Raw genomic sequence first — 25,141 nt, forward strand, 5'->3', positions numbered from 1 at the left:
TGGCTCACTCCGCGCGCGGCTTCTTGGCCGCCGGCTCGTTGGATGGTTTCTTGTTCGCCTTGCCACCCTGCTTGGGTGCCGGGCCAGTCGGTTTGGTCGGAGCCAGGCCGAGGGCGGCCCAGTCCGGCATGATGCGTGCCTTCTCGATATTCTCGACGTCGGCGGTAAACGGGGAATTGTCGACCTTGAAGGTGACGGTCTTCTGCTCGGCATCGACGCCGAGGATTTCGCCCTGCAGGCGACGACGGCCGTCCTGCGGCAGCTTCAGGGTGACCTTGGCCGACTCGCCCACCGCACGTTCGAAATGGTCGAAGGTGAACAGCGGACGATCCACGCCGGGCGAGGACACTTCCAGCGTGTAGTTGGCAGTGATCGGGTCTTCCACGTCCAGCTGGGCCGACACTTCGCGGCTCACGCGTTCGCAGTCGTCGATGTTGACGACACGCTCGGGCTGTTCTGCCAGCGGCACGTCGATATAGAGGCGCAGCGTTGCGCCGCCCGGGGCGGTCAGGTACTCCACACCCAGCAGCTCGAGACCCAGCGACTGAACGGTGGGGGCGAGCAGATTCGCGATTTCGGTTGCCTTGTCGCTCACAGTCTGCCTTGGTTCGTTGAAAGAGGTGCTGCCCCGGCGCACGGCCTGGGGCCCGGAAACAACAAAGGGCCCGCTGGGCCCCTTGTCCGGTACGACTCCGGTCATGCTGGATTCCGGTTGCAGATCACGCGCGGTGCGTGAAGCTGCGAGCCCAGCCTTCCGGGGGGTCACGACTACCTGAGGGGAAGTCGCACGGCCCGGAAGCCGGTCGCGGGACGGTCCGCATTCCAGGGAATGGGTCCAGTCAGGTAGTCCGCTAAGCCGTGGATGATAGCGGTTGCACCGCGCTGGTGCAACGGGCGCGGGCGCCAGATGGCCGGATCCTCCCCTGCATTCAGCTTCGTTGATGCCCCTGCCCGTCCCAACGAAAAAAGCGACCCCGTTGCCAGGATCGCCTTTTCGTCCACTGCATCTGCACTGCAGATTTTCTGTGGTAGCGGGGGCAGGATTTGAACCTGCGACCTTCGGGTTATGAGCCCGACGAGCTGCCAGACTGCTCCACCCCGCAGCAGAAGCGGAATTGTAATGCACGTTTGCCGCCACCGCAACCCTTGGAGGGCATCGGAGAATCATCTGCGGGCACTAGTCCTTCGCGGCTGCGGGTTTGCGGGACGCTGCCACATCTGGCGATTCAGCGACGTATTGCGGATGGCAGTCACCTCCCTCTGGGCTTCCGGCTGCGGACGGAAGATGACCTTCCGGTAGTTCCCAACCGGCTTACCCGTGTAGTTGCTTACGAAGACCTTTCCGCTGTACGCCTTCACATGTTGTCCCGTGGCATTCGCCAGCACTTGACCCTGCGGGACGGGTCCGTCAGCCGACCGGCACGAAAGCAGATGGATCGGCCTCTTCCCCAGACCCTTGTCGCTGACCAGCGCCGCAAGCTGGGTACCATCCAGGTTCTCCGCTCCCACCCTCGACGAATTCTCCCCACCATGCACATTGACCACATCCCGGTAGCGGCCGTGGCGGAAACGGACTTCCCCCATCCCCAACGGGGGCGAGTTACGTATGAGTACGCGGTGCATTCCCGCCACCATCCCGGCACCTATCGCAAGCCCGCCGGCGATGACGCCGAAGAGGGCCGCGCCCTCTCGGTCATCGGCCACCCCCTTGGAAATCGCCAGCCCGGCCATGGCCATCGCTCCAAGCCCCATCATTGCGGCGACCGGCAACAGGTATCGCCCACTCGGATCCACGTTGTTGATCGGGTCGGCTTCGCAGTAGGCGTAGCAGTTCACTCCCCCCGCACCGAACGGACTGGCCTGGTCCGGACTGTGGAAGCGCATCAACACCGGGTTATAGATGCGATACCCATTGCCCAGGAACTGCCAGGCTGCGCCCGGCTCATGCAGTTGGCCGTTGTAGCCCAGCCAGCCACGGGTCTCCCCTTGGTGGCCGGCGCGCGGCCAGGTTGTGGGAAGTGACGGCATGGAACCCCCTTCGGCGCGCGGTCCGCACCAGGATTGTGTCCCCCGACGCGCCGATCATTGGTCCAGCAGAATTAAAACGTGGTGATGACCTCTCCCCGGCCCATTGCAGTCTCAGCGAGACCGCACCGCCTGCGCCGCACGGGCAAGCACACGCATGCCCCGACCGACCGGGTGCAGCGCGGTGTTGAGCACCGAGGTGAACGTCCTGGCGACGCCGGTCTGCGGACGGAACACGGTGGATATGTGGTCGTCGGGACCCCCATTGGAGTTCCGTGCCTGCATTCCATGGGTGCGCCCCCTGTATCCCCTGACCGGAACGTTGAGTTTGTTGGCCAACCGCTGCGCCTGCGACGCATAGCGTCCGCCGACGGCGGAGTAGCAGGACAGCATGTTGATTGGTTTGAAGCGATAGCCTGGGCCCACCGCCGTGCTCACCTGCCGGCCCAGCGCGTGCCCGCTCACCGCACCCGTGGAGCCGGTGGCGAAGGGAAGCCCATGGGCGACCAGCTCATCGCCGCGCGCTCCCGAGGCAAAGCGCAACTCGCCGATGCGCACGGTCCGGCCGGGCTGCACGGTTGGCACCGGTGGCGTGGTTGGGGGCACGCCGACTGCGGTCACGCGCGAGGACGCCCGCAGCATGTGCATTCCTCCTGCCGCCGCCACGCCCACGCCCAGCGCAACTGCGGCCAGGATACCGGCCGTGGTGCCCTCCCCCTTCGTCCCGGCCGCGGCCGAGCCCACCAGGGCCCCAGCGCCCGCCAACACGGCTGCGCCCACCACAAGCTGTGCGAAATGACCGCTGGGGTCGGCCAGGTTGATGGGATCGCAGCCGAACGCGGCATAGGCATTGAGGCCCCCTTCTGCAAACGGACTCAGACTGTCCGGGCGATGGAACCGCCTCAAAACGGGACTGTACACGCGATACCCGTTACCCAGGATCTGCCAGTGCGTACCGGCGCCATGCAGTTCACCGTGAAAGCCAATCGACATGGCCGCATGCCTCACCGCAAGCCCGACAGGCGCTGCATCACGCCCGCCCGGGTTCTCCGGTTCAGCGCGGTATTGCGGATGGCCGTGTTGACCCGTGCAAGTCCGGTCTGGGGATGGAAGACCCTGGCGTGGTACACGCCCATGGGCCTGTGGGTGAACGCATTACCTGCGACCGGGCCCACGAAGCCGATGACCGGCTGCCCCAGGCCATCGGCCACCACCTGCGCCTGTGACGCCGGCCCGGTCCCCGAGTTGCACGACAGATAGATCAGCGGCTTGTCGCCCAGCCCCTTCGACCTGAGAAACGCGGTCATCTCAGTACCGTCCATGGGCGTGTTGCCGACCAGGGACCCGTTGGAACTTCCATGGACGTCGAGCCAGTCCTTGTTCTTTCCGCGGTGGATGCGCACCTCTCCCAGGCGCGAACTCGATTGCCTGCGGACCAGGGCGCGGGCCCCGATCGCCGCCAGCCCCGCGACAGCAAAGGCGCCTCCCAGCACGGCCAGGAACTTTGCACTTTTGCTGTCGCCGGTGATGGCGACTGCACCGGCCGCGCCGAACAACGCCACCGCGCCACCTCCGAGTAACGTCGCGATCGGCATCAGGAAGTGGCCAGTGGGATCGGCATGGTTGATCGGATCGCCAGCGCAATAGGCATAGGCGTTCATGCCACCACGGCCGAAGGGGCTGCTGTCGTCGGGACTATGGAAGCGCCCCAGCCGCGGGTTGTAGATGCGGTAGCCGTTGCCCAGGAACTGCCAGCACCGGCCCGGCTCGTGCAACAGGCCGTTGTAGCCGAGTCGCACGCGAACTGCCGGCAGGGTATGACTGGCCTGCCGGCGGCTGAGGCCTGCAAGGCGAATGGCACACGGCACCGTCATACAGGGTAAATCGGCGTCGCCTGGTCCCACCGTGCCGACCCTTCGCGGATGGTCGCCTGGCGCACACGCAGCGACACCCGGGGCGGCTCGCGTGCAGTGCGCAGGACAGATGGCGGCGGCGGTGGTGGGGGCAGGTCGGACGAAACCACGGCACGACGTCGAGGCTGCGCGCGCCGGATCGCGACTGTCGGCGGCGGGCTCGACGGCGCCACGCGGCTGGACACCGTCGGCGTGCCCAATCGCGCGGGGGGTGAGAGCGGAACGGGCGCGGCCGGTGTTGTCGGCGTGAGTGGTGCCATGGGCGGCGCCGACGCTGTAAAGGGGGTAGCTGCTGGCGTCGGCGTGGTTGGCGTCGGGAGTATCTTGCGCTTCATCCAGACGTGACGGCCCGTCGTGAGCGCACCAGCAGCCAGTATCACCGCCCCGGCTATCGCAAGTTTCCGCTGCGTATCGTTGTTGGATGCCACCGCCAGACCCACCGCTGCCAACGAACCCGCCGTGGTGACGAATACCGGCGTCAGCAGCGGGGTCCGGAACTTGAAGCCGACCAGGTTTGCGAACACATTGAGCGACCAGTGGCCACTGGGATCCACCTGATTGATCGGATCAAGCCGGCAATAGGTGTAGGCGTTGAGACCGCCCTTGCCAAACGGGCTCAGGTCGTCGGGGCTGTAAAACCGCATCAGCACCGGGTTGTACACGCGGTACCCATTGCCGAGGATCTGCCAGGACCCGGGGGCCTCATGCAAAACCCCGTTATAGCCAAGCATGGAAGACGATGAGGACACGGTCACCCCTGGCCTGTGAGCCGACTTATGCGTGTGTCCCCCGACAAGCCCACGAAATACGCCCACCGCAATTAAAAGGGCGTGTAGAGCGGGGCCCTGCCCCGCTGCCCCTGCCCTGCACCACCCAACAAAAAAGCGACCCCGTTGCCGGGATCGCTTTTTCGTCCACTGCCGCCGGCATGCACCGGGGCTATTTGGTAGCGGGGGCAGGATTTGAACCTGCGACCTTCGGGTTATGAGCCCGACGAGCTGCCAGACTGCTCCACCCCGCAGCAGAAGTGGTTGAGTTGATCCGTACCGCAACGATGTTCTGGCGAAACCGCTGCATCAACAACTCAGGAAACGAATATTACACTAATTGCGCAGCTTTGTATCGTTTTTCAGGCGAGATGCGCAAAAGCCTGCTGGCACCACACCATGATCGGGTTCCAGGCCAGGCCGAGCGCCAGCAGCGCCAGGGCATTCACGCCCAGCACCACGCCCAGCACGCGGTCATTGTTGGCCGGCAGCGGCTCGCCCACCGGCTCATCGAAGTACATGACCTTGATGACGCGCAGGTAGTAGAAGCAACCGATCACCGCACAGATGACACCCAGGATGGCCAGCCACAGCATGCCGCCGTTGATGGCCGCGCCCAGCACCGCCAGCTTGGTCCAGAAGCCCAGGAACGGCGGAATGCCGGCCATGGACGCCATGATGCACAGGACCAGGCCCGCCATCCACGGGTTGCGGGCGTTCAGGCCCTTCAGGTCATCGATCTTCTCGGCTTCGAAGCCGTTGCGCGACAGCGCGATGATCGCGCCGAAACCGGCGGTGGACATGATCGCGTAGCTCAGCGCGTAGAACAGCGCGGCGGCATAGCCCCGCTCGCCGCCACCGGCGATGCCGAGCAGCAGGAAGCCGATGTGCGACACGGTCGAGTACGCCAGCATGCGCTTGAGGTTGCTCTGCGCAATCGCCATCAGGTTGCCGATCACCAGCGACAGCGCGGCCAGGCCACCAATGAGGTACTTCCATTCGTCCGACAGCGGGCCCACGCCCACTTCCAGCAGGCGGTAGGCCATGCCGAACGCGGCCAGCTTCGGGGCCGAGCTGATGAACAGCGCAACCGGGGCCGGGGCACCCTGGTACACGTCGGGCAGCCACATGTGGAACGGTGCCGCACCGAGCTTGAAGGCCACGCCGGCGATCATGAACACCGCGCCGGTCAGCAGCAGCATCTTCTCGTCGGAGTTCGGGATGGCCGCGTTGATGGCATCCAGGTGCAGCGAACCGGTGGCGCCGTAGACCAGCGACATGCCGTACAGCAGCAGGCCCGAGGCCAGCGAACCCAGCACGATGTACTTCATCGCCGCTTCGGTGGCCAGGCCGTTGTCACGGTTGCTGGCGACCAGCGCATAGGAGCACAGCGCCAGCAGTTCCAGGCCCAGGTACACCATCAGCAGGCTGCCGGCCGAGACCAGGATCATCATGCCGGAGGTGGCGAACAGGATCAGTACCGGGATTTCGCCCTGGAACAGATCACGTTCGCGCAGGTAGCTCCAGCCATAGACCAGGGTCAGGCCGCTGCAGAGCACGATCACAGCTTTCATCACATCGGCCGCGGTATCGCGGACGAACATGCCGTGGAAGACCTCGCCCTGCCCGCCCACGCCGGTGGCGAGCATGAACAGCACGACCGCCAGTGCAGCGACCGAAAACAGGTGGGTCCAGATCTTGTTCTGCTTGCTGATGAACAGATCGAGGATCAACAGGGTGAACGCGCTGCCGATCAGCACCAGCTCCGGAGCGAGCGGCGGCAGGTCAGCGGCGGTCAGTGGCAACAGCGGCGAGGTGGTCATCATCAAATCCTGGAATTACAGCAACTTGCTGGATGCGATCTGCATCGCCAGCTTCGCGATCGAGGGTTCCATCAGGTCGGTCAGCGGCTTGGGATACAGACCCAGCGCCAGCGTACCCACGGCGAACACACCCAACACCAGCCACTCACGGCCGTTGATGTCCTTCAGTTCGGCCACATGCGCATTGGCCACTTCACCGAAGAACACGCGCTTGTACAGCCACAGCGTGTAGGCAGCGGTGATCACCAGCGTGGTTGCGGCGGCCAGGGCCAGCCACGGATTACGCTGGAAGCTGGCCATGATGATCATGAACTCGCCCACGAAACCGCTGGTGCCCGGCAGGCCGGCATTGGCCATGAAGAACAGCATCGCGAAGGTGGCGAACCACGGCATCACGTTGACCACGCCGCCGTAATCGGCGATGCGGCGGCTGTGCATGCGGTCGTACAGCACGCCCACGCAGGAGAACATCGCGCCGGACACGAAGCCGTGCGAGACCATCTGCACCATCGCACCCTGCAGGCCCAGGCGGGCTGCATCGGCATTGCCGGCATCACGCACCAGCCACAGGGCGATGAAGGTGCCCAGGGTGACAAAGCCCATGTGCGCGATCGACGAATAGGCGATCAGCTTCTTCATGTCGTCCTGGACCAGGGCCACCAGGCCGACGTAGATCACCGCGATCAGCGACAGCGCGATCACCAGACATGCCCATTCCTGCGAAGCATCCGGCACGATCGGCAGGTTGAAGCGCAGGAAGCCGTAGCCACCGATCTTCAGGGCGATGGCGGCCAGGATCACCGAACCGGCGGTCGGCGCTTCCACGTGGGCGTCCGGCAGCCAGGTGTGGACCGGGAACATCGGCACCTTGACCGCGAAGGCGATCAGGAACGCGAAGAAGATCCAGGTCTGCTCCTGGGCCGACAGCTGCAGCTGGTACAGGTCGGCCAGCTGGAAGCTGCCGCCCTTCAGGTACAGGTAGATCAGCGCCACCAGCATCAGCACCGAGCCGAGGAAGGTGTACAGGAAGAACTTCAGCGCGGCGTAGATGCGGCGCGGGCCGCCCCAGACACCGATGATGAGGAACATCGGGATCAGCATCGCTTCGAAGAACACGTAGAACAGCATCGCGTCGGTCGCAGCGAAGATGCCCACGGTGACGCCTTCCAGGATCAGGAAGGCGGCCACGTACTGGTTGACCCGCTTGTCGATGGCGCTCCAGGCACCGATCAGCGCCAGCACCGAGACCAGGGTGGTCAGCAGGATCAGCGCGATGGCGATGCCATCCACGCCCAGGTTGTAGCCGATGTCGTAGGCCGGGATCCAGGCGCGGGTCTCGACGAACTGCAGTGCGTCGTTGGCCACGTCGTAGCCGCTGAGCAGCGACAGGCTGATCACGAAGGTCAGCACCGCCACGCCCAGCGACGCCCAACGGGCGGTCTGCGCATCACGGATGGCAAGGATCAAGGCACCGCCGAGGATCGGCAGCCAGATGAGAACACTGAGTAGAGGCCAGTTCGACACGTCTTCTTATTCCGTACAGGTCATCAACGCAGGTAATGCATCAGGACGCCCAGGAGGGCAATCAGGCCGATGATCATCGCGAAGGCGTAGTGATAGAGGAAACCGGATTGGGTGCGACGCAGCAGGTTGGCCGCCAGATCGATCAGGCGTGCCGAACCGTTGACCACCACACCATCGACGATGTTCGTGTCGATCGCGCGCGAAACCTTGCCCAGCTTGATGCCGCCACCGGCGAAACCGCCGATCCAGAGCTTGTCGAACCCGTACTTGTTCTCCAGCACCGACACCAGCGGCGCAAAGGTCTTGCGCGACTTCGTGGCCAGTTCCGGCTTCCACAGGTAGAACAGGGCCGCCAGCAGGAAGCCTGCCACGGTCAGGAAGAAGGCCGGGGCCATCATGCCGTGCAGGGCGAACGCCACCGGACCATGGAACTCTTCAGCCAGGGCACCAATGGTGTTGCGTGCCGGGTCGTAGAAATCGACCACGCCGGTGAAGAACGAATGCACCTGGCCCGGGATGCCGTGCTCGGCATGGTGACCGGCCCAGTCGGTGCCGTACAGCATCGGACCGATGCTGAAGAAACCGATGAAGATGGACGGAATCGCCAGCAGGATCAGCGGCAGCGTCACCACCCACGGGGTTTCGTGCGGCTCATGCGGACCGTGGCCATGGCCGTGGTCGTCATGGTGCGCGTCACCGTGGTGGGCGTCGGCATGATGGGCGTCTGCATGCGCATCAGCGGCATGGTGATCGTCATGGCCATGATCATCATGCGCATCGCGGAAGCGTTCCTTGCCATGGAAGGTCAGGAACAGCAGGCGGAAGCTGTAGAAGCTGGTGACGATCACGCCACCCAGCACGGCCCAGTAGCCATAGGTCGCCACCCAGCTCGACGACACGTGCGCGTGGTGCTGCGCGGCCTCGATGATGGTGTCCTTGGAGTAGAAGCCGGAGAAGAACGGCGTACCGACCAGGGCCAGGGTGCCGATCCACATGGTGATGAAGGTGATCGGCATGTACTTGCGCAGGCCGCCCATCTTGCGCATGTCCTGCTCGTGGTGCATGGCGATGATCACCGAGCCCGCGCCGAGGAACAGCAGCGCCTTGAAGAAGGCGTGGGTCATCAGGTGGAACACGGCCGCCGAGTAGGCCGACACGCCCAGCGCCACGGTCATGTAACCCAGCTGGGACAGCGTGGAGTACGCGACCACGCGCTTGATGTCGTTCTGCACGATGCCGATGAGGCCGGTGAAGAACGCGGTGGTGGCACCGATGAACAGCACGAAGTTCAGCGCGGTCTGCGACAGCTCGAACAGCGGCGACATGCGGGTGACCATGAAGATGCCCGCGGTGACCATCGTCGCGGCGTGGATCAGCGCCGAGATCGGGGTCGGGCCTTCCATCGAGTCCGGCAGCCACACGTGCAGCGGAACCTGGGCCGACTTGCCCATGGCGCCAATGAACAGGCAGATGCAGATGATGGTGGCGGTCGCCCAGATGACCGGTGCCTCGGTGATCTGGAGGGAGCTGCCAAACAGGCTGATCGCACCGGACCACACCTGGATGTGCGAGTACTGGCTGTTGACCAGCATGTCCGAGGCATTGGCGAACACAGTGGCGTAGTCCAGCGAACCGAACACCCACAGCACGCCGGCGATACCCAGGATGAAGCCGAAGTCACCCACGCGGTTGACCAGGAACGCCTTCATGTTGGCGAAGATCGCGGTCGGGCGCTTGAACCAGAAGCCGATCAGCAGGTACGACACCAGGCCCACCGCTTCCCAGCCGAAGAACAGCTGCAGGAAGTTGTTGCTCATCACCAGGGTGAGCATCGAGAAGGTGAACAGCGAGATGTAGCTGAAGAAGCGCTGGTAGCCCGGGTCATCCTGCATGTAGCCGATGGTGTACACGTGGACCAGGAAGGACACGAAGGTGACCACGACCATCATCATCGCGGTCAGCTTGTCGATCATGAAACCGACATGCGCCGAATACTGGCCGACCTCGAAGAAGGTGTAGACGTTCTGGTTGAACGGCTGCGCGCCACCCCACAGCAGCTGGTAGAACACGTAGCTGGACAGCACGCAGCTGACCGCGACACCCAGGATGGTGACGGTCTGCGCGCCGATGCGCCCTACCTGACGACCGAACAGGCCAGCGATGATGCTGCCGACCAGCGGTGCAAGCACCACTGCGATCAACAGACTCTTGGAGAGAGTAATTTCCATCTACGGATCAGCCCTTCAGCGAATCGACTTCGCCGACATTGATGGTGCGGCGGGTACGGAACAGGGTTACCAGGATCGCGAGGCCGATCGCGGCCTCGGCCGCGGCCACGGTGAGGATGAAGAACACGAACAGCTGCCCGGCCGTGTCACCCATTTCGCGCGAGAACCCGACGAAGTTGATGTTCACCGACAGCAGCATCAGTTCGATGGACATCAACAGCACGATGATGTTCTTGCGGTTGAGGAAGATGCCGGCAAGGCTGATGCAGAACAGCAGCGCGCCGAGTGCCAGGATATGACCGAGGGTGATCACGGGGCAGCCTCCTCGTTGCTGGACGGCTTGGTGTTGGTGTGGACCACCGGGGTTTCCGACGCCATCTTGACCACGCGCAGGCGGTCGCGGCCCTTGACCATGGTCTGCTCGGTCGGGTTCTGGGTCTTCAGGCCGGTGCGGCGACGCAGGGTCAGCATCACGGCGGCGACCACGGCCACGGTCAGGATGACGGCGGCGAACTCGAACGGCAGCAGGTATTCGGTGAACAGGCTGCGCGCCAGCCAGGTGATGTTGGAGCTGTCGGCGGCCAGCGCGGCGGCGTTGTCGGCCGGCAGCGGGTTGACCGCCCTGCCCTTCACGCCGATCAGGATCAGCATCTGCACCAGCATGGTGACCGCGACCACCAGCCCGAGCGGCAGGTAACGGACCCAGCCTTCGCGCAGGTTGGAGGCGTCGATGTCGAGCATCATCACCACGAACAGGAACAGCACCATTACCGCGCCGACGTAGACCAGCACCAGCGCCACGCCGAGGAATTCAGCCCCGACCAGGATCCAGATGCAGGCCACGGAGAAGAAGGTCAGGATCAGGCACAGCACGGCGTAGACCGGATTGCGCACGCTGATCACCGCCGCAGCGGAAATGCCCGCCACGATGGAGAAGACCCAGAAGAAGATATTTACCCAATCCATCATTCAACCTCAGCGGAAAGCGGCATCGGCGGCACGACGCTCGGCGATTTCGGCTTCAAGCCGATCACCGATGGCCAGCAGCTGCGGCTTGGTAACGATGTTTTCGCCACGGTTCTCGAAGTGGTACTCGAGAATATGGGTCTCGACGATCGAGTCCACCGGGCAGCTTTCTTCACAGAAGCCGCAGAAGATGCACTTGAACAGATCGATGTCGTAGCGGGTGGTACGGCGGGTGCCGTCTTCGCGCTTGGCCGAATCGATGGTGATGGCCAGCGCCGGGCACACCGCTTCGCACAGCTTGCAGGCGATGCAGCGCTCTTCCCCGTTGGGGTAGCGGCGCAGCGCATGCAGGCCACGGAAACGCGGCGACTGCGGGAACTTCTCCATCGGGTACATCAGCGTGTACTTGGGCTTGAACGTGTACTTCAGGGTCAGCCACAGACCGCCGAGCAGCTCGAGCAGGAGCAGGCTTTTGAAGTAATGGGTAATTCGATTCATCACTTAGACGCCCTTCTGGATCACGCCGTAGAACACCATCACAGCCGTTACCGCAATCCACGCGATGGTGAGCGGGATGAAGACCTTCCATCCCAGACGCATGATCTGGTCATAACGGAAACGCGGGAAGCTGGCACGGAACCAGATGTAGGCGCTGGCGAAGAAGAACACCTTCAACAGCAGCCACGGGGCACCGCCCTTCCAGATCCAGTCGATCCACGGCGAGATGTCCGCCGTGATCCAGCCCTGGAACGGGCTCAGCCAACCGCCGAGGAAGAAGATCGAGATCAGGAAGCTGATCAGGATCATGTTGGCGTATTCGGCCAGGAAGAACAGCGCGAACGCACCACCGGAGTACTCGACCATGTGGCCGGCGACGATTTCCGATTCACCTTCCACCACGTCGAACGGCGCGCGGTTGGTTTCGGCAACGCCGGACACCCAGTACACGATGAACAGCGGGAACAGCGGAATCAGGAACCAGTCGAAGAAGCCGGAGTTGCCGGCCTGCGCCATCACGATGCCACTCAGGTTCAGGCTGCCGGCCGCGATCATCACGCCGACCAGGGCAAAGCCCATGGCGATTTCGTAGCTGATCATCTGCGCCGAGGCGCGCATGGCACCCAGGAAGGCGTACTTGGAGTTGGACGCCCAGCCGGCCAGGATGATGCCGTACACGCCCAGCGAGGTCATCGCCAACAGGTACAGCAGGCCGGCGTTGGCGTTGGACAGCACCACCTGCGCATCGAACGGCACCACCGACCAGGCCGCGAAGGCCGGTGCCAGGGTGATCAGCGGCGCCAGCACGAACATCGCCTTGTGCGAGCTCGCCGGCTGGATGATCTCCTTGAACAGCAGCTTGAAGACGTCGGCGAAGGCCTGGAAGATGCCCATGCCCACGTACATCGGGCCGTGGCGGACGTGCATCCAGCCGATCAGCTTGCGTTCCCAGACCACGAAGAATGCCACCGCGATGATCACCGGCATGGCGATCACCAGGATCTTCAGCACGATCCAGAGCAGCGCGCCAATCTCACCCAGGCCCAGGAGCCATTGGTGGAGCGGGTCGACCGCGTTCAACAGCAATTCGTTCATGCAGCCACCACCGTTACGCGTGCGGCACCCAGCGGTGCGGTTGCACCGTGGCCCGATTCAATCCAGACCGAGCCCGCGGCGACGCGGGCGTCGACCACCACCGGCAGCGTGGCGCGACCGGCATCGGTGCCGACCTTGGCCATCTGCCCTTCGACCAGCTGCAGGCGCGCGGCGTCATCGGCATTGAGCACGATGCGCGGCGCGGCGTTGAGCGGGTGCGACTGCAGCGCCTGGGCGCGGCGGACCACTGCATCGGTGCGGTAGATCGCAGCGGTGGACGCCACTTCCAGGCCGTCGCCAGCCACCGGGGTTGCCGCCGAGGTGGACACGGTGACGCTGACCGGAGCCAGGCTGGCACGCAGGCCGGCCAGGTCGGTGAACTCGAAACCGGCCAGGGCCAGTTCGCCGCCCAGTGCACGCAGCACCCGCCAGCCTTCACGGGCCTCGCCCGGCAGCTTGCCGCCGGCACGGGCCGACTGCTCGCGACCATCGAGGTTGGTCAGGGTGGCTTCGATTTCCGGCAGCGCGCCAATCGGCAGGATCACATCGGCCACATCGCGGGTCGAGGCGCAGGCGAACTGGCTGAACGCCACGACCTGGGCACCGGCCAGCGCCTTGCGGGCGGCGGCGGTATCGGCGAAATCCAGGCCCGGCTCGATGCCGTACAGGGCATAGGCCTTGCGCGGCTGGGCCAGCATGGCGTTGACGTCCTTGCCGGCCGGCAGCACGCCGGCGCGGGACAGGCCCACGGCATTGGCGCCCTGCGGGATGCGGCACAGCTTGGCGCCGGTGGCGGCGGCGAAGTCACGCGCGGCAGCGCGGATCGCGGCAGCCTGCGGGTGGTTTTCGGCGATGCCACCAACGATCAGCACGGCGGTGCCGGTCACGGCCTGGCGCAGGTCGGCGTTGCCCAGGGCCTCGACGAACTTCGACGGGGCCACGATCTGCTTGCCGGCCAGCTTGAAGGCGAAATCGAAATCGACCGGGTTGATCGCGTGGATCTTCGCGTTGCGCGTGGTCTGCGCCTTGCGCAGGCGGGCGTGCAGCAGCGGCAGCTCGTGGCGGATGTTGCTGCCGAGCACGACGATGCTGTCGGCGCCTTCGATCTCGGCCAGCGACAGGCCGAAGATCTCGGCAGTGGCGGCGTCGGAGAAGTCGCGGTTGTTGATGCGGTGGTCGATGTTGCCGGTACCCAGGCCGCTGGCGAGACGGGCCAGCAGCGCGCCCTCCTCGTTCGAGGCCGAGGGGTGCACCAGCACGCCGAGGTCGTCGCCCTTGTTGGCCGACAGGATCTCGCGGGCAGCGGCCAGGCCTTCAGCCCAGCTCACTTCCTGCCATTCGCCGTTGACCTTGCGCAGCGGCTTGACGGCGCGGTCGGCGCTGTACAGGCCCTGGTGCGAATAACGGTCGCGGTCGGACAGCCAGCATTCGTTGACCAGTTCATTGTCGCGCGGCACCGAACGCAGCACTTCGCCGCGGCGCACGTGCAGGAACAGGTTCGAGCCCATCGCGTCGTGGTAACCCAGCGATTCGCGCGCGGTCAGCTCCCACGGACGGGCGCGGAACTGGAACACCTTGTTGGTCAGCGCGCCGACCGGGCACACGTCGACGACGTTGCCGGACAGCTCGGTGGTCAGCGGCTTGCCGTCGTAGGTGCCGATCTGCAGGTTCTCACCGCGGTACATGCCACCCAGTTCATAGGTACCGGCAACGTCGGCGGTGAAGCGGACGCAGCGGGTGCACTGGATGCAGCGGGTCATTTCGGTGGCGACCAGCGGACCGATGTCCTCGTCGGGCACCACGCGCTTGCGCTCGTTGAAGCGGCTCACCGAACGGCCATAGCCGAGCGAGACGTCCTGCAGCTCGCACTCGCCGCCCTGGTCGCAGATCGGGCAGTCCAGCGGGTGGTTGATGAGCAGGAACTCCATCACCGAACGCTGGAACTTCAGGGCCTTCTCGCTGCGGGTGGCGACCTTCATGCCATCCATCACCGGGGTGGCGCAGGCCGGCGCAGGCTTGGGCGACTTTTCAACGTCGACCAGGCACATGCGGCAGTTGGCCGCGATCGGCAGCTTCTCGTGGTAGCAGAAGCGCGGGATCGAAATGCCGGCCTTGTCGGCGGCCTGGATGATCATCGAGCCCTTGGGCACGACCAGGGACTGGCCGTCGATCTCGACGGTCACATGCCCTTCCGGCACGATCGCCGGGGTGCCACCAGGATTGTTGGGTTGCGCGCTCATGCGGCGGCTGCCTCCACCTTCTTGCCGTCAACCATCGAATGACCGTTGACGATGTAGTACTCGAATTCGTCCCAGAACTGGCGCAGGAAGCCCTGGATGGGCCATGCCGCCGCTTCACCGAACGCGCAGATGGTGTGGCCTTCGATCTGGCCGGCCACTGCCTTCAACTGGTGCAGGTCTTCCATGGTGGCCTTGCCGGCGACGATGCGCTCGAGCACGCGGTGCATCCAGCCGGTGCCTTCACGGCACGGGGTGCACTGGCCACAGGATTCCTTGTGGAAGAACTGGCTGATGCGGCAGGCGAACTTGACGCAGCACACGCTGTCGTCGAGCACCACGATGGCACCCGACCCCAGGCCGGTGCCCAGGGCACGCAGGGTGTCGTAGTCCATCTGCAGGCCCTTGAGCTCTTCGGCCTTCAGCACCGGCATCGAGACGCCGCCCGGCACCGCGCCCTTGAGGGTGCGGCCCGGCTTGAGGCCGCCGGCCATTTCCAGCAGCTCGTCGAAGGTGGTGCCCAGCGGCACTTCGAAGTTGCCGCCCTTTTGCACGCAACCGGAGACCGAGAAGATCTTCGGGCCGCCGTTCTTGGTCAGGCTCAGGCCCTGGAACCACTCCGGGCCGTTGCGGATGATCGCCGGCACCGAGGCATACGTCTCGGTGTTGTTGATCGTCGACGGCTTGCCGTACAGGCCGAAGTTGGCCGGGAACGGCGGCTTGTAGCGCGGCTGGCCCTTCTTGCCTTCCAGCGACTCCATCAGCGCGGTTTCTTCGCCGCAGATGTAGGCGCCGGCGCCGAGCGCGCCATAGATGTCGATGTCCACGCCGCTGCCGAGGATGTCCTTGCCCAACCAGCCATTCGCATACGCGTCGGCCAGCGCCTGTTCGAAGTTCTCGAACGGCTCGTGGTGGAATTCACCACGCAGGTAGTTGTAGCCCACGGTGCTGCCGGTGGCGTAGCAGGCGATCGCCATGCCTTCCACCACCGAATGCGGGTTGTAGCGCAGGATGTCGCGGTCCTTGCAGGTACCCGGCTCGGATTCGTCCGAGTTGCACAGGATGTACTTCTGCATGGTGCCCTTGGGCATGAAGGACCACTTCAGGCCGGTCGGGAAGCCGGCGCCACCGCGGCCGCGCAGGTTCGACTGCTTGACCATCTCGATGACCTGCTCCGGCGAGATCTTCTCTTCGAGGATCTTGCGCAGGGCGGCATAACCACCGGTCTTGAGGTAGTTCTCGTACGACCACGGGGTGTCGTAGTGCAAGGTGGTGTAGACCACCTGGTGCGGCAGCGGTGCGGGACCGACCGGACCCTGGGGTGCGTGATGATGTGCCATGTCTTACTCCAACCCGTCCAGCAGCTCGTCGACTTTCTCGACGGTCAGGCGCTCGTGGTAATGGCCGTTGATGACCATCATCGGCGCACCGGCGCAACCGGCCAGGCATTCTTCTTCACGCTTGAGGTAGATGCGGCCATCGGCGGTGGACTGGCCGGTCCTGCAGCCGAGCTTCTTCTCGGCATGCGCGACCAGGTCTTCGGCGCCGTTCAACCAGCAGCTGATGTTGGTGCAGAAGGCAACGTTGTGGCGGCCGACCTTTTCCAGCTCGAACATCGAGTAGAAACTGGCCACTTCGTAGGCCCACACCGGCGGCAGGTCCAGGTACTTGGCCACGCCGGCGATCAGCTCGTCGGTCAACCAACCGGCGTTCTGTTCCTGGGCGGCGTGCAGGCCCTGCAGCACCGCCGAACGCTTGCGGTCCGGCGGGAACTTGGACAGCCAGTGATCGATGTGCGCGCGCGTCTTGTCGCTCAACACCACCATCGGGTCGACGTCACGCGCCGCCTCGAAATTACCCGTCGCCTTCATCGGCCGACCTCAGCGAATACCAAATCGTTAAAAACCAGAACCTGCAGCGCCGGCAGCAGCCGGCGGGTGTCAGGCATCGTGCATGCGGTGGCCATTACCGGTCCACCTCGCCGAACACCAGGTCGTAGGTGCCGATCATGGCCACCACGTCGGCGAGCATGTGCCCGCGCACGACCGAGTCGATCGAGGACAGATGGGCGAAGCCCGGCGCGCGCAGGTGCACGCGGAACGGCTTGTTGGCGCCATCGGACATCAGGTAGCAGCCGAACTCGCCCTTGGGCGCTTCAACCGCGGCGTAGGTTTCGCCGGCCGGGACGCAGTAGCCTTCACTGAACAGCTTGAAGTGATGGATCAGCGCTTCCATGTCGTCCTTCATGTCCTCGCGGCTGGGCGGGGCGACCTTGAAGTTCTTGACCATGACCGGGCCGGGGTTGGCACGCAGCCACTGCACGCACTGCTTGATGATGCGGTTGGATTCGCGCATCTCGGCCACGCGGACCAGGTAGCGGTCGTAGCAGTCGCCTTCCTTGCCCAGCGGGATGTCGAAATCGACGGCATCGTACTTGGCATACGGCTGCTTCTTGCGCAGGTCCCAGGCCACGCCCGAGCCACGCAGCATCACGCCGGTCATGCCCCAGGCATGCGCCAGTTCCGGGCTGACCACGCCGATGCCGACCGTACGCTGCTTCCAGATACGGTTGTCGGTGAGCAGGGTTTCGTATTCGTCGACGCGGCCGGGGAACTCGACCGTGAAGTTTTCCAGGAAGTCCAGCAGCGAACCTTCGCGCGAGGCGTTGAGGTTCTTCAGGGCCTTGCCCTTGTGCCAGCGCGATTCCTTGTACTTGGGCATCTGGTCCGGCAGGTCGCGGTAGACGCCGCCCGGACGGTAGTACGCCGCGTGCATGCGCGCGCCGCTGACCGCTTCGTAGCAGTCCATCAGCTCTTCGCGTTCGCGGAAGGCGTACAGCATCACCGCCATCGCGCCCAGGTCGAGCGCGTTGGAACCCAGCCACATCAGGTGGTTCAGGATGCGGGTGATTTCATCGAACATGGTGCGGATGTACTGGGCACGCTCGGGCGCTTCGATCCCCATCAGGGTTTCGATGGCGCGCACGTAGGCGTGCTCGTTGCACATCATGGACACGTAATCCAGGCGGTCCATGTAACCGATGGACTGGTTGAACGGCTTGGATTCGGCCAGCTTTTCGGTACCACGGTGCAGCAGGCCGACGTGCGGGTCGGCGCGCATGATGGTTTCGCCGTCCATTTCCAGGATCAGGCGCAGCACACCGTGCGCGGCCGGATGCTGGGGACCGAAGTTCATGGTGTAGTTGCGGATTTCCTGGCGCAGTTCGGCCGGGTTGCTCGCAAATGCCTGGTGGGCTTGCTGGAACTCACTCACTTGCTTGCCTCCGTCTGCGCGCTTTCGCCGGCAGCGGTCTGGAAACGGGCGTCGTCACGGATCACGCGCGGCACGCCGACACGCGGCTCGACCGAGGTGACCGGCTCATAGACAACGCGCTTCTTTTCTTCGTCGTAGCGGACTTCGACGTTGCCGATCAGCGGGAAGTCCTTGCGGAACGGATGCCCCACGAAGCCGTAGTCGGTCAGGATGCGGCGCAGGTCCGGGTGGCCTTCGAAGATCACGCCGAACAGGTCGAACGCTTCGCGCTCGAACCAGTTCAGGCCCGGCCACACGTTGGTCAGCGAGGCGACCACCGGCAGTTCCTCGTTCGGCGCAAAGCAGCGGATGCGCATGGTGAGGTTGTGCTGGTAGGAACGCAGCTGGGCGACCACCGCGTAGCGCTGCAGCGGCACCGGCTGCGGCTGGGCGCCATCGCTGGTTTCGCGGGTGGGGAACTCGCCCCAGGCGAAACGGCCGACGGACTTGCCCTCGACGCCACGGCTGAAGCCCTGCGAGGAGACATCGGAGGTGTCCCACTCGTCGCTGCCGTAGCCGAGGTAGTCCAGGCCGCACAGGTCAACGGCCTGCTCGAAACCGAATTCGTCGCGCAGCGCCAGAGCGGTGGCATGCCAGTCAGCGGCGGGCACTTCCAGCGTCACTTCGCCGCGGGGTTCGACCACGAAGACCTGCGCACCAGCGAAACGTGCGGAAAGTCGGTCGATGAAGGATGCTTGCTCTGCCATGGGGGCTTGGCGTGCTCTTGTCAGGAGGAATGTCAGCGGGCGATGGTCTGCGTACGCCAGATCTTCTTCTGCAGCTGCAGGATCCCGTACACCAGCGCTTCGGCGGTAGGCGGACAACCGGGGACGTACACGTCCACCGGCACCACGCGGTCGCAACCACGCACCACTGCATACGAGTAGTGGTAGTAGCCGCCACCGTTGGCGCAGCTGCCCATGGAGATGACCCACTTCGGGTCCGGCATCTGGTCGTAGACCTTGCGCAGGGCCGGGGCCATCTTGTTGACCAGGGTGCCGGCCACGATCATCACGTCGGACTGGCGCGGCGACGGGCGGAACACCACGCCGTAGCGGTCAAGGTCCAGGCGCGCGGCACCGGCATGCATCATTTCAACCGCGCAGCAGGCCAGACCGAAGGTCATGGGCCACATCGAGCCGGTACGTGCCCAGTTCAACAGCGCGTCGACGCTGGTGGTCACATAGCCCTTCTCGAGCAGCGGGTTGTCGCCTTCGGGGCGCAGGATGTCATCGACCCGCCCTTCCGGGACCGGGTTGTTCATCAGGCCATCGAGAGTCTGAATTACTCCCATTCCAGCGCTCCCTTCTTCCAGACGTAAATGAAACCGAGGAAAAGCATGCCCACGAACAGGCCCATCGTGACCAGCGAACGTGCGCCCAGCTCCATGAAGACCTGGGTCCACGGCACGATGAAGATGATTTCCAAGTCAAATACGATGAACTGGATGGCGATCAGGTAGTAGCGCACATCGAACTTCATGCGCGCGTCCTCGAAAGCCTCGAAGCCGCATTCGTACGGCGAGAGCTTTTTCAGATCAGGACGCCGGGGACCGAGGAACCGGCCGACCAGCATCAGCGCAACGCCGATACCGGTGGCAACAATCAGAAACAGCAGAGACGGCAAATATTCGGCCAGCACAGCGATTCTCTCTTGCCTCTGCCGCCACGCCTGCAGGCGTCTTGGCATGGGGGAGTGGACGGAAAACGCTACTGGCGCTTTGCGCGCCAGACGTATCCGCTTACAAACAAAATGGTGCCCAAGAGGGGACTCGAACCCCTACGACCTAAGTCGCTACCACCTCAAGGTAGTGCGTCTACCAATTCCGCCACCTGGGCTTACGTATCGCGCCGGGAGTTCCAATCGAATCCCCCAACGCGCCGCATATTGTAACCGTCTTCAGGGAGTCTGGGAGCCTTCCGAAGGCTTTTCTTCACCCGATTTCGGCGTTTCCGCCTGAGCCGGCACAGTAGCCTGCGGAACCGGCTGCTGGACAGCGGCTTCCGGGGCCTTCGGCACGGCCGGCAGCTCACCTGCGGGGACCGCCGGGGCGCTGGGCGCAACCGGGGCAGACATCACGCCGAGGTCCTGCTGGACCGCCGGGCGCGCGCCATGGCTGGCGTACCAGGCCATGAACAGGCTGATGCCGAAGAACACCACGGCCAGCCACTTGGTCGACTTGGACAGGAAGTTGGACGCGCCGCGCGCGCCGAACACCGTGCCCGAAGCGCCGGCACCGAAACCCGAGCCTGCGGCCGCGCCGGAACCACGCTGCATCAGGATGAGCGCGATCATGGACACCGCGACCAGCACGTAGACCACATTGAGGATCAACATCAGCATTTCGAATCCGCCCTCGGGCATGTCAAATAGCGGCCGCCGCATGGGCGATGGCCAGGAAATCCGCGGCCACCAGCGAGGCGCCGCCCACCAGCCCACCATCGACATCGGGCTGCGCGAACAGTTCCGCTGCGTTGTCGGGCTTCACGCTGCCGCCGTACAGGATGGGCAACGAATCGGCAATTCTAGCATCGAGCTTGGCCACTTCGCCACGGATGAACGCGTGGACCTGCTGGGCCTGCTCCTTGGTGGCGGTGCGGCCGGTGCCAATGGCCCAGACCGGCTCGTAGGCCACCACGGCATGCTGGAACCCGGCCGGGCCAACCAGCTCCAGCACGGGCGCCAGCTGGCTGGCGATGACGTCTTCGGTCTGGCCAGCCTCACGCTGCTCCAGGGTTTCGCCCACGCACAGCACCGGCACCAGGCCGGCATGCACGGCGGCGGCGAACTTGCGGGCCACCAGCTCGCTGCTCTCATTGTGGTACTGGCGGCGCTCGGAATGGCCGACCAGCCCATAGCGGGCACCGACGTCGGCCAGCATGGCGGCGCAGACTTCGCCGGTGTAGGCGCCCTTTTCGTTGGAGCTGACATCCTGCGAGCCAAAAGCGACGGCACGGCCCTCGAAGGCCTCGACCAGCTCACCCAGGTACGGAAGCGGCGGCAGGATGACGACCTCTACCCCACCCTTCGGCAGGCTGGCGACGATATCGCTGACCAGCTCGGTCGCGAATTGACGGCTGCCGTGCAGCTTCCAGTTACCGGCGACGATCTTGCGGCGCATGGGGGGGCTCCTTTGGGGTATCAGCCGGCAATGATACCGGATGTAACGAATGCGCGTTTCCCGAAAACGCTTACATTTCAAATGGATATTGATTTCCAAGAGGGATCGGGCAGCCTGCGGGCCGGCCAACGGCCGGCGCTACCGTCGCGGGGCGACATTCCGACGGATACCGCAGGCACCTCGGTCGTCCACTGACTGGTTGATCCCGGCCTGCGGACGCTACGTAACAATTCGTAGCCCCGGCCGTTGGCCGGACACCGCGCGGAGCGCGGCGCAAGCGTCCGGAGACAATTACATGATGATTGCGACCCGGTTTCCGACGTTTACAGCGTCCGAAGCGGTAGTGCCGGCCGTTGGCCGGCTGCTTTTCGATCAAGGGTCATGACCACCCGACGTGCGGCTCCGGAATGTGTAAACGCCGGGGTGTCGGCCGCGATCGTTACGTAACGGTCGCCGGATGCGGTGTCCGGCCAACGGCCGGGGCTACGAATTGTTACGAGCCCATTGGGATCGGGATTAACCAACCACGGGCCCATTGGGATCGGGATCACCCGCTAAAGGCCTATTGGTTTCCGGATCGCCCAGAGCGGAGAAGGCCGCCCTTCGGCGGCCTTCTCTTACTTCAGCTTGATCTCACGCAGCCGCTCTTCGAGGAAGCCATGCGCGGTGATCGGCTCCGGGTAGCGGCTCGGGTTTTCCGGGGTGATGCAGGTCGGCAGCACGTCGATCAGGAAGTCCGGGTTCGGGTGCAGGAAGAACGGCACCGAGTAACGCGGCTGGCGGGCCTGCTCGCCCGGGGGGTTGACCACGCGGTGGATGGTGGACGGGTACACGTGGTTGGTCAGGCGCTGCAGCATGTCGCCGATGTTGACCACGATGGTGTCCGCGTCCGAGGTGAACGGCACCCACTTGCCCTCGTGCGACTGCACTTCCAGGCCGGCCGCGCTGGCGCCCACCAGCAGCGTGATGAAGTTGATGTCGCCATGCGCGCCCGCGCGCACGTTCGGGATGTCGTCGGCGGTGATCGGCGGGTAGTGGATCGGGCGCAGGATCGAATTGCCGTTGTTGGTCTTGTCCGCGAAGAAGTCGATCGGCAGGCCGATGTGCAGCGCCAGGGCCGACAGCACGCGCGAGCCCAGCTTGTCCAGTTCCTGGTACAGGCCGTAGCCCTTCTCCTTGAAGCCCGGGACCTCGGTCGGCCACAGGTTGGGGGCCATCACGTCACGGTACTTCGAGTCGTCCGGGATCTCACGGCCGATATGCCAGAACTCCTTCAGGTCGAAGTGCTTGGAGCCCTTCGCCGTTTCCACGCCGAACGGCGTGTAGCCACGCGCGCCGCCGGTGCCCGGCAGGTGGTACTGCAGCTTGGTGGCTTCCGGCAGCGCGAAGAAGGCTTTGAATACGTCGTAGGCCGCGTCGATGTCAGCCTGCGGGATGCCGTGGTTGCGGATACCCGCGAAACCCCATTCACGGTAGGCCGCCCCGAGCTCGGCGACGAAGGCATCGCGGTCACTGTCGAAACGGGTGATGTCGAGGGTGGGGATCTGGCTCACAGCGATTCCTGGCTTGTTCGTGGTGGGTATGCGGGGCCACGCCTGTGGCCCGGCTGAACATTGTGCCAGATCGGACAATCGACGCCGCCGATAGGTTGATACAAACCGATACAATGCGCCCGCCCACCGCGTCGACGCGGCCGGGCGGCACAGGACGCCGCCGCCACGTCTTCCGATTCACCCTATCTGACCGACCCTGCATGGACGTATCGCGCCCCGCCTCCCCTTCGCCCGCACCCACGCGCTGGACGCGACTGGGCTGGCTGAGCCTGTTCACCGCCATCAACGCCTGCGTGGCCATTGCCATCGCGCTGGGCAACACGCCCCTGCACGACAACCCCGGTGGCGCATTGGGGCTGGGCTACCTGGCCCTCGCCCTTCCGGGTCATTTCCTTGCCTTTGGCAGCCTGGTGTCGCTGCTGCCACTGGCCGTGGGGCTGTGGCCGCGCTCGCCGCGGCCGCTGGTGGTCAGCGCCGTGCTGCTGCAGGGCCTGTGGCTGTGCCTGCTGCTGGTGGATGCAAAGGTCTTCGCGCTGTACCGCTTCCACCTCAATGCCATGGTGATGAACATGGTGTTCGGGGGCGCGCTGCAGGACCAGGTGGCCCTGTCCTGGCAGAGCTGGCTGCAGTCGCTGGGCGTGCTGGCGGCCGTGGCCACCGCCGAAGTCCTGCTGGCCTGGGCCTGCTGGAAACTGGTGCCCGACCGCGCCCGGCGCCGCCCGGTGCTGTTGGCCTGGTCCGCCGGACTGGCGCTGATGGCTACCGGCCAGATCGCCACGGCCTATTACGACGCCCTGGGCGAGCGCGCCGTGACCGGCCAGTGGGCCTACCTGCCGTGGGCGCAGCCGATCACCGCCAAGCGCCACATGCACCGCCTTGGCGTACGCAGCCTGCCGCAGGCCAACCTGCCCGATCCGCGCCACAGCCAGCTGCAGTACCCGCTGCAGCCGCTGCGCTGCCAGAGCCACACCCGACCCAATGTGCTGGTGGTGGTGCTCGAATCGCTGCGGCACGACGCGCTGGATGCCACCACCATGCCCAACACCTGGGCGCTGGCGCAGCAATCGGAGGTGTTCGACCACCACTACAGCAGCGGTAACGCCACCCGTTATGGCCTGTTCGGCCTGCTCTACGGCCTGCCCGGCGGCTATTGGTCCAGCATGCTCAGCGAGCAGCGCGGCTCGATCCTGTTCGACGTGCTGCAGCGACAGGGCTACGACCTGCACCTGTACGGCAGTGCACCGCTGTACAGCCCCGAATTCGACCGCACCGTGTTCGCCCAGGTACGCGACCAGCTGCATACCGCGCCGTCGTCGTTGGCGGTCGCCGCGCGTGACCAGCACATCGTCGATGCGCTCGGTACGGACATCCGCCAGCCCGGCGGCGGCCACTGGTTCGGCATGGTGTTCCTGGACAGCACCCACGCGCCGTACCACCTGCCGGAGGCCTACCCTGCGCTGGCCACGCCGATGGCCACCGAAGTGAACTTCCTTGCCTTCGACGACGAGCACGACGCCACGCCCGAGCGCAACCGCTATCGCACCGCCGTGCATTACACCGATGCCTTGATCGGCCAGCTGCTGGCAACCCTTCGCGAGAGTGGCCAGGCCGACAACACCATCGTGCTGGTCACCGGCGACCACGCCGAAGAATTCAACGACCTGGGCCTGAACTACTGGGGCCACAACGGCAACTTCTCGGACTACCAGATGCAGGTGCCGTTCGTGCTGCACTGGCCCGGGCGTGACCCGGCACGGCACGACGCCGCCAGCAGCCACGAAGACTGGGTGCCGACCCTGATGCGCCACGGGCTGGGCTGCGAGAACGCACTGGCCGATTTCAGCACCGGCCAGGACCTGTTCGACGCCACCCGCCCGACGCGTCCCCTGCTGGTGGAAAGCTGGTCGCAGCGCGGCATCCGGGAAGGCGACCGCACCTACGTGTTCGACAAGTTCGGTAACGCCACCACCCTGGACGCCCACTACCTGCCCCTGCACGACCGGCCGCCGGACCCGGCGGCAGTGCGGACTGCCTGGAACGCGTTGACCCACTTCCGCAAGCAATGACGTTGATTGTCTA

Annotated in this window: 23 protein-coding genes and 3 tRNA genes; 1 reads left to right on the top strand and 25 read right to left on the bottom strand. The window is 64.9% G+C overall.

Going from position 1 to position 25,141, the window contains the following annotated elements; genetic code table 11:
- Positions 1-4: 4 nt before the first annotated feature.
- From rimP to V9K91_RS06875, 25 genes are all read right to left on the bottom strand, one after another.
- A complete protein-coding gene (gene rimP, locus V9K91_RS06755; RefSeq protein WP_176472586.1) occupies positions 5-595 on the bottom strand; it encodes a ribosome maturation factor RimP in 591 nt (196 codons plus the stop codon).
- Between the two features lie 431 nt (positions 596-1,026).
- A tRNA-Met gene (locus tag V9K91_RS06760) sits at positions 1,027-1,103 on the bottom strand.
- Positions 1,104-1,164: 61 nt separating this feature from the next.
- Positions 1,165-2,028: an RHS repeat-associated core domain-containing protein gene (locus V9K91_RS06765; RefSeq protein ID WP_336443260.1), complete on the bottom strand. Its 864-nt coding sequence runs from the start codon at positions 2,026-2,028 to the stop codon at positions 1,165-1,167.
- Between the two features lie 111 nt (positions 2,029-2,139).
- A complete protein-coding gene (locus tag V9K91_RS06770; protein ID WP_093532782.1) occupies positions 2,140-3,018 on the bottom strand; it encodes an RHS repeat-associated core domain-containing protein in 879 nt (292 codons plus the stop codon).
- Positions 3,019-3,029: 11 nt separating this feature from the next.
- Positions 3,030-3,824: an RHS repeat-associated core domain-containing protein gene (locus V9K91_RS06775; protein ID WP_336443259.1), complete on the bottom strand. Its 795-nt coding sequence runs from the start codon at positions 3,822-3,824 to the stop codon at positions 3,030-3,032.
- 71 nt (positions 3,825-3,895) lie between these two features.
- A complete protein-coding gene (locus V9K91_RS06780) occupies positions 3,896-4,669 on the bottom strand; it encodes an RHS repeat-associated core domain-containing protein (RefSeq protein ID WP_336443258.1) in 774 nt (257 codons plus the stop codon).
- 213 nt (positions 4,670-4,882) lie between these two features.
- Positions 4,883-4,959: transfer RNA gene (locus V9K91_RS06785), tRNA-Met, on the bottom strand.
- A gap of 108 nt (positions 4,960-5,067) precedes the next feature.
- Positions 5,068-6,528 carry an NADH-quinone oxidoreductase subunit NuoN gene (gene nuoN, locus V9K91_RS06790; RefSeq protein WP_184126535.1) on the bottom strand — a complete coding sequence of 487 codons (1,461 nt, stop codon included), beginning with the start codon at positions 6,526-6,528 and terminating at the stop codon, positions 5,068-5,070.
- Between the two features lie 15 nt (positions 6,529-6,543).
- Entirely contained in the window at positions 6,544-8,052 is a 1,509-nt protein-coding gene (locus V9K91_RS06795) for an NADH-quinone oxidoreductase subunit M (protein ID WP_336443257.1), read from the bottom strand.
- Between the two features lie 23 nt (positions 8,053-8,075).
- Positions 8,076-10,280 (bottom strand): NADH-quinone oxidoreductase subunit L, encoded by a 2,205-nt coding sequence (gene nuoL / locus V9K91_RS06800; RefSeq protein ID WP_336443256.1) that lies wholly within the window; start codon positions 10,278-10,280, stop codon positions 8,076-8,078.
- A gap of 7 nt (positions 10,281-10,287) precedes the next feature.
- Positions 10,288-10,593, bottom strand: coding sequence for an NADH-quinone oxidoreductase subunit NuoK (gene nuoK, locus V9K91_RS06805; protein WP_068853402.1), 306 nt, complete (start codon positions 10,591-10,593; stop codon positions 10,288-10,290).
- Positions 10,590-11,249 (bottom strand): NADH-quinone oxidoreductase subunit J, encoded by a 660-nt coding sequence (locus tag V9K91_RS06810; RefSeq protein ID WP_176472628.1) that lies wholly within the window; start codon positions 11,247-11,249, stop codon positions 10,590-10,592. Before V9K91_RS06810 ends, nuoK begins: the two co-directional genes overlap by 4 nt.
- A 6-nt stretch (positions 11,250-11,255) precedes the next feature.
- Positions 11,256-11,744, bottom strand: a complete 489-nt coding sequence (nuoI, locus tag V9K91_RS06815) for an NADH-quinone oxidoreductase subunit NuoI (RefSeq protein ID WP_068853404.1) — start codon at positions 11,742-11,744, stop codon at positions 11,256-11,258.
- Between the two features lie 3 nt (positions 11,745-11,747).
- Entirely contained in the window at positions 11,748-12,839 is a 1,092-nt protein-coding gene (gene nuoH / locus V9K91_RS06820) for an NADH-quinone oxidoreductase subunit NuoH (RefSeq protein WP_068853406.1), read from the bottom strand.
- Entirely contained in the window at positions 12,836-15,079 is a 2,244-nt protein-coding gene (gene nuoG, locus V9K91_RS06825; protein ID WP_095363455.1) for an NADH-quinone oxidoreductase subunit NuoG, read from the bottom strand. The genes nuoH and nuoG overlap by 4 nt, the downstream gene beginning before the upstream one ends.
- On the bottom strand, positions 15,076-16,416 hold the full coding sequence (gene nuoF, locus V9K91_RS06830; protein WP_093532774.1) for an NADH-quinone oxidoreductase subunit NuoF: 1,341 nt from the start codon (positions 16,414-16,416) through the stop codon (positions 15,076-15,078). The genes nuoG and nuoF overlap by 4 nt, the downstream gene beginning before the upstream one ends.
- 3 nt (positions 16,417-16,419) lie before the next feature.
- A complete protein-coding gene (gene nuoE, locus V9K91_RS06835; RefSeq protein ID WP_042614963.1) occupies positions 16,420-16,947 on the bottom strand; it encodes an NADH-quinone oxidoreductase subunit NuoE in 528 nt (175 codons plus the stop codon).
- 94 nt (positions 16,948-17,041) lie between these two features.
- Positions 17,042-18,349, bottom strand: a complete 1,308-nt coding sequence (locus V9K91_RS06840; protein ID WP_095363456.1) for an NADH-quinone oxidoreductase subunit D — start codon at positions 18,347-18,349, stop codon at positions 17,042-17,044.
- On the bottom strand, positions 18,346-19,095 hold the full coding sequence (locus V9K91_RS06845; RefSeq protein WP_095363457.1) for an NADH-quinone oxidoreductase subunit C: 750 nt from the start codon (positions 19,093-19,095) through the stop codon (positions 18,346-18,348). The genes V9K91_RS06840 and V9K91_RS06845 overlap by 4 nt, the downstream gene beginning before the upstream one ends.
- Before the next feature lie 32 nt (positions 19,096-19,127).
- The gene (locus tag V9K91_RS06850; protein ID WP_017354657.1) at positions 19,128-19,682 is read right to left on the bottom strand and encodes an NADH-quinone oxidoreductase subunit B; all 555 of its coding nucleotides are present in this window, start codon (positions 19,680-19,682) and stop codon (positions 19,128-19,130) included.
- The gene (locus V9K91_RS06855; RefSeq protein ID WP_026069699.1) at positions 19,673-20,029 is read right to left on the bottom strand and encodes an NADH-quinone oxidoreductase subunit A; all 357 of its coding nucleotides are present in this window, start codon (positions 20,027-20,029) and stop codon (positions 19,673-19,675) included. Before V9K91_RS06855 ends, V9K91_RS06850 begins: the two co-directional genes overlap by 10 nt.
- 112 nt (positions 20,030-20,141) lie before the next feature.
- A tRNA-Leu gene (locus tag V9K91_RS06860) sits at positions 20,142-20,226 on the bottom strand.
- A gap of 61 nt (positions 20,227-20,287) precedes the next feature.
- A complete protein-coding gene (gene secG / locus V9K91_RS06865; protein WP_095363552.1) occupies positions 20,288-20,731 on the bottom strand; it encodes a preprotein translocase subunit SecG in 444 nt (147 codons plus the stop codon).
- A 22-nt stretch (positions 20,732-20,753) separates the two neighbouring features.
- Positions 20,754-21,509 (bottom strand): triose-phosphate isomerase, encoded by a 756-nt coding sequence (gene tpiA / locus V9K91_RS06870; RefSeq protein ID WP_068853416.1) that lies wholly within the window; start codon positions 21,507-21,509, stop codon positions 20,754-20,756.
- A 617-nt stretch (positions 21,510-22,126) separates the two neighbouring features.
- Entirely contained in the window at positions 22,127-23,062 is a 936-nt protein-coding gene (locus tag V9K91_RS06875; RefSeq protein WP_068853418.1) for a 2-oxoglutarate and iron-dependent oxygenase domain-containing protein, read from the bottom strand.
- Positions 23,063-23,262: 200 nt separating this feature from the next.
- Here V9K91_RS06875 and V9K91_RS06880 point away from each other — a divergent pair, with 200 nt between their 5' ends.
- Positions 23,263-25,128 (top strand): sulfatase-like hydrolase/transferase, encoded by a 1,866-nt coding sequence (locus V9K91_RS06880; protein WP_336443255.1) that lies wholly within the window; start codon positions 23,263-23,265, stop codon positions 25,126-25,128.
- Positions 25,129-25,141 lie beyond the last annotated feature (13 nt).

The sequence above is a fragment of the Stenotrophomonas sp. CCNWLW57 genome, assembly GCF_037203925.1.
GTDB lineage: Bacteria > Pseudomonadota > Gammaproteobacteria > Xanthomonadales > Xanthomonadaceae > Stenotrophomonas > Stenotrophomonas rhizophila_A.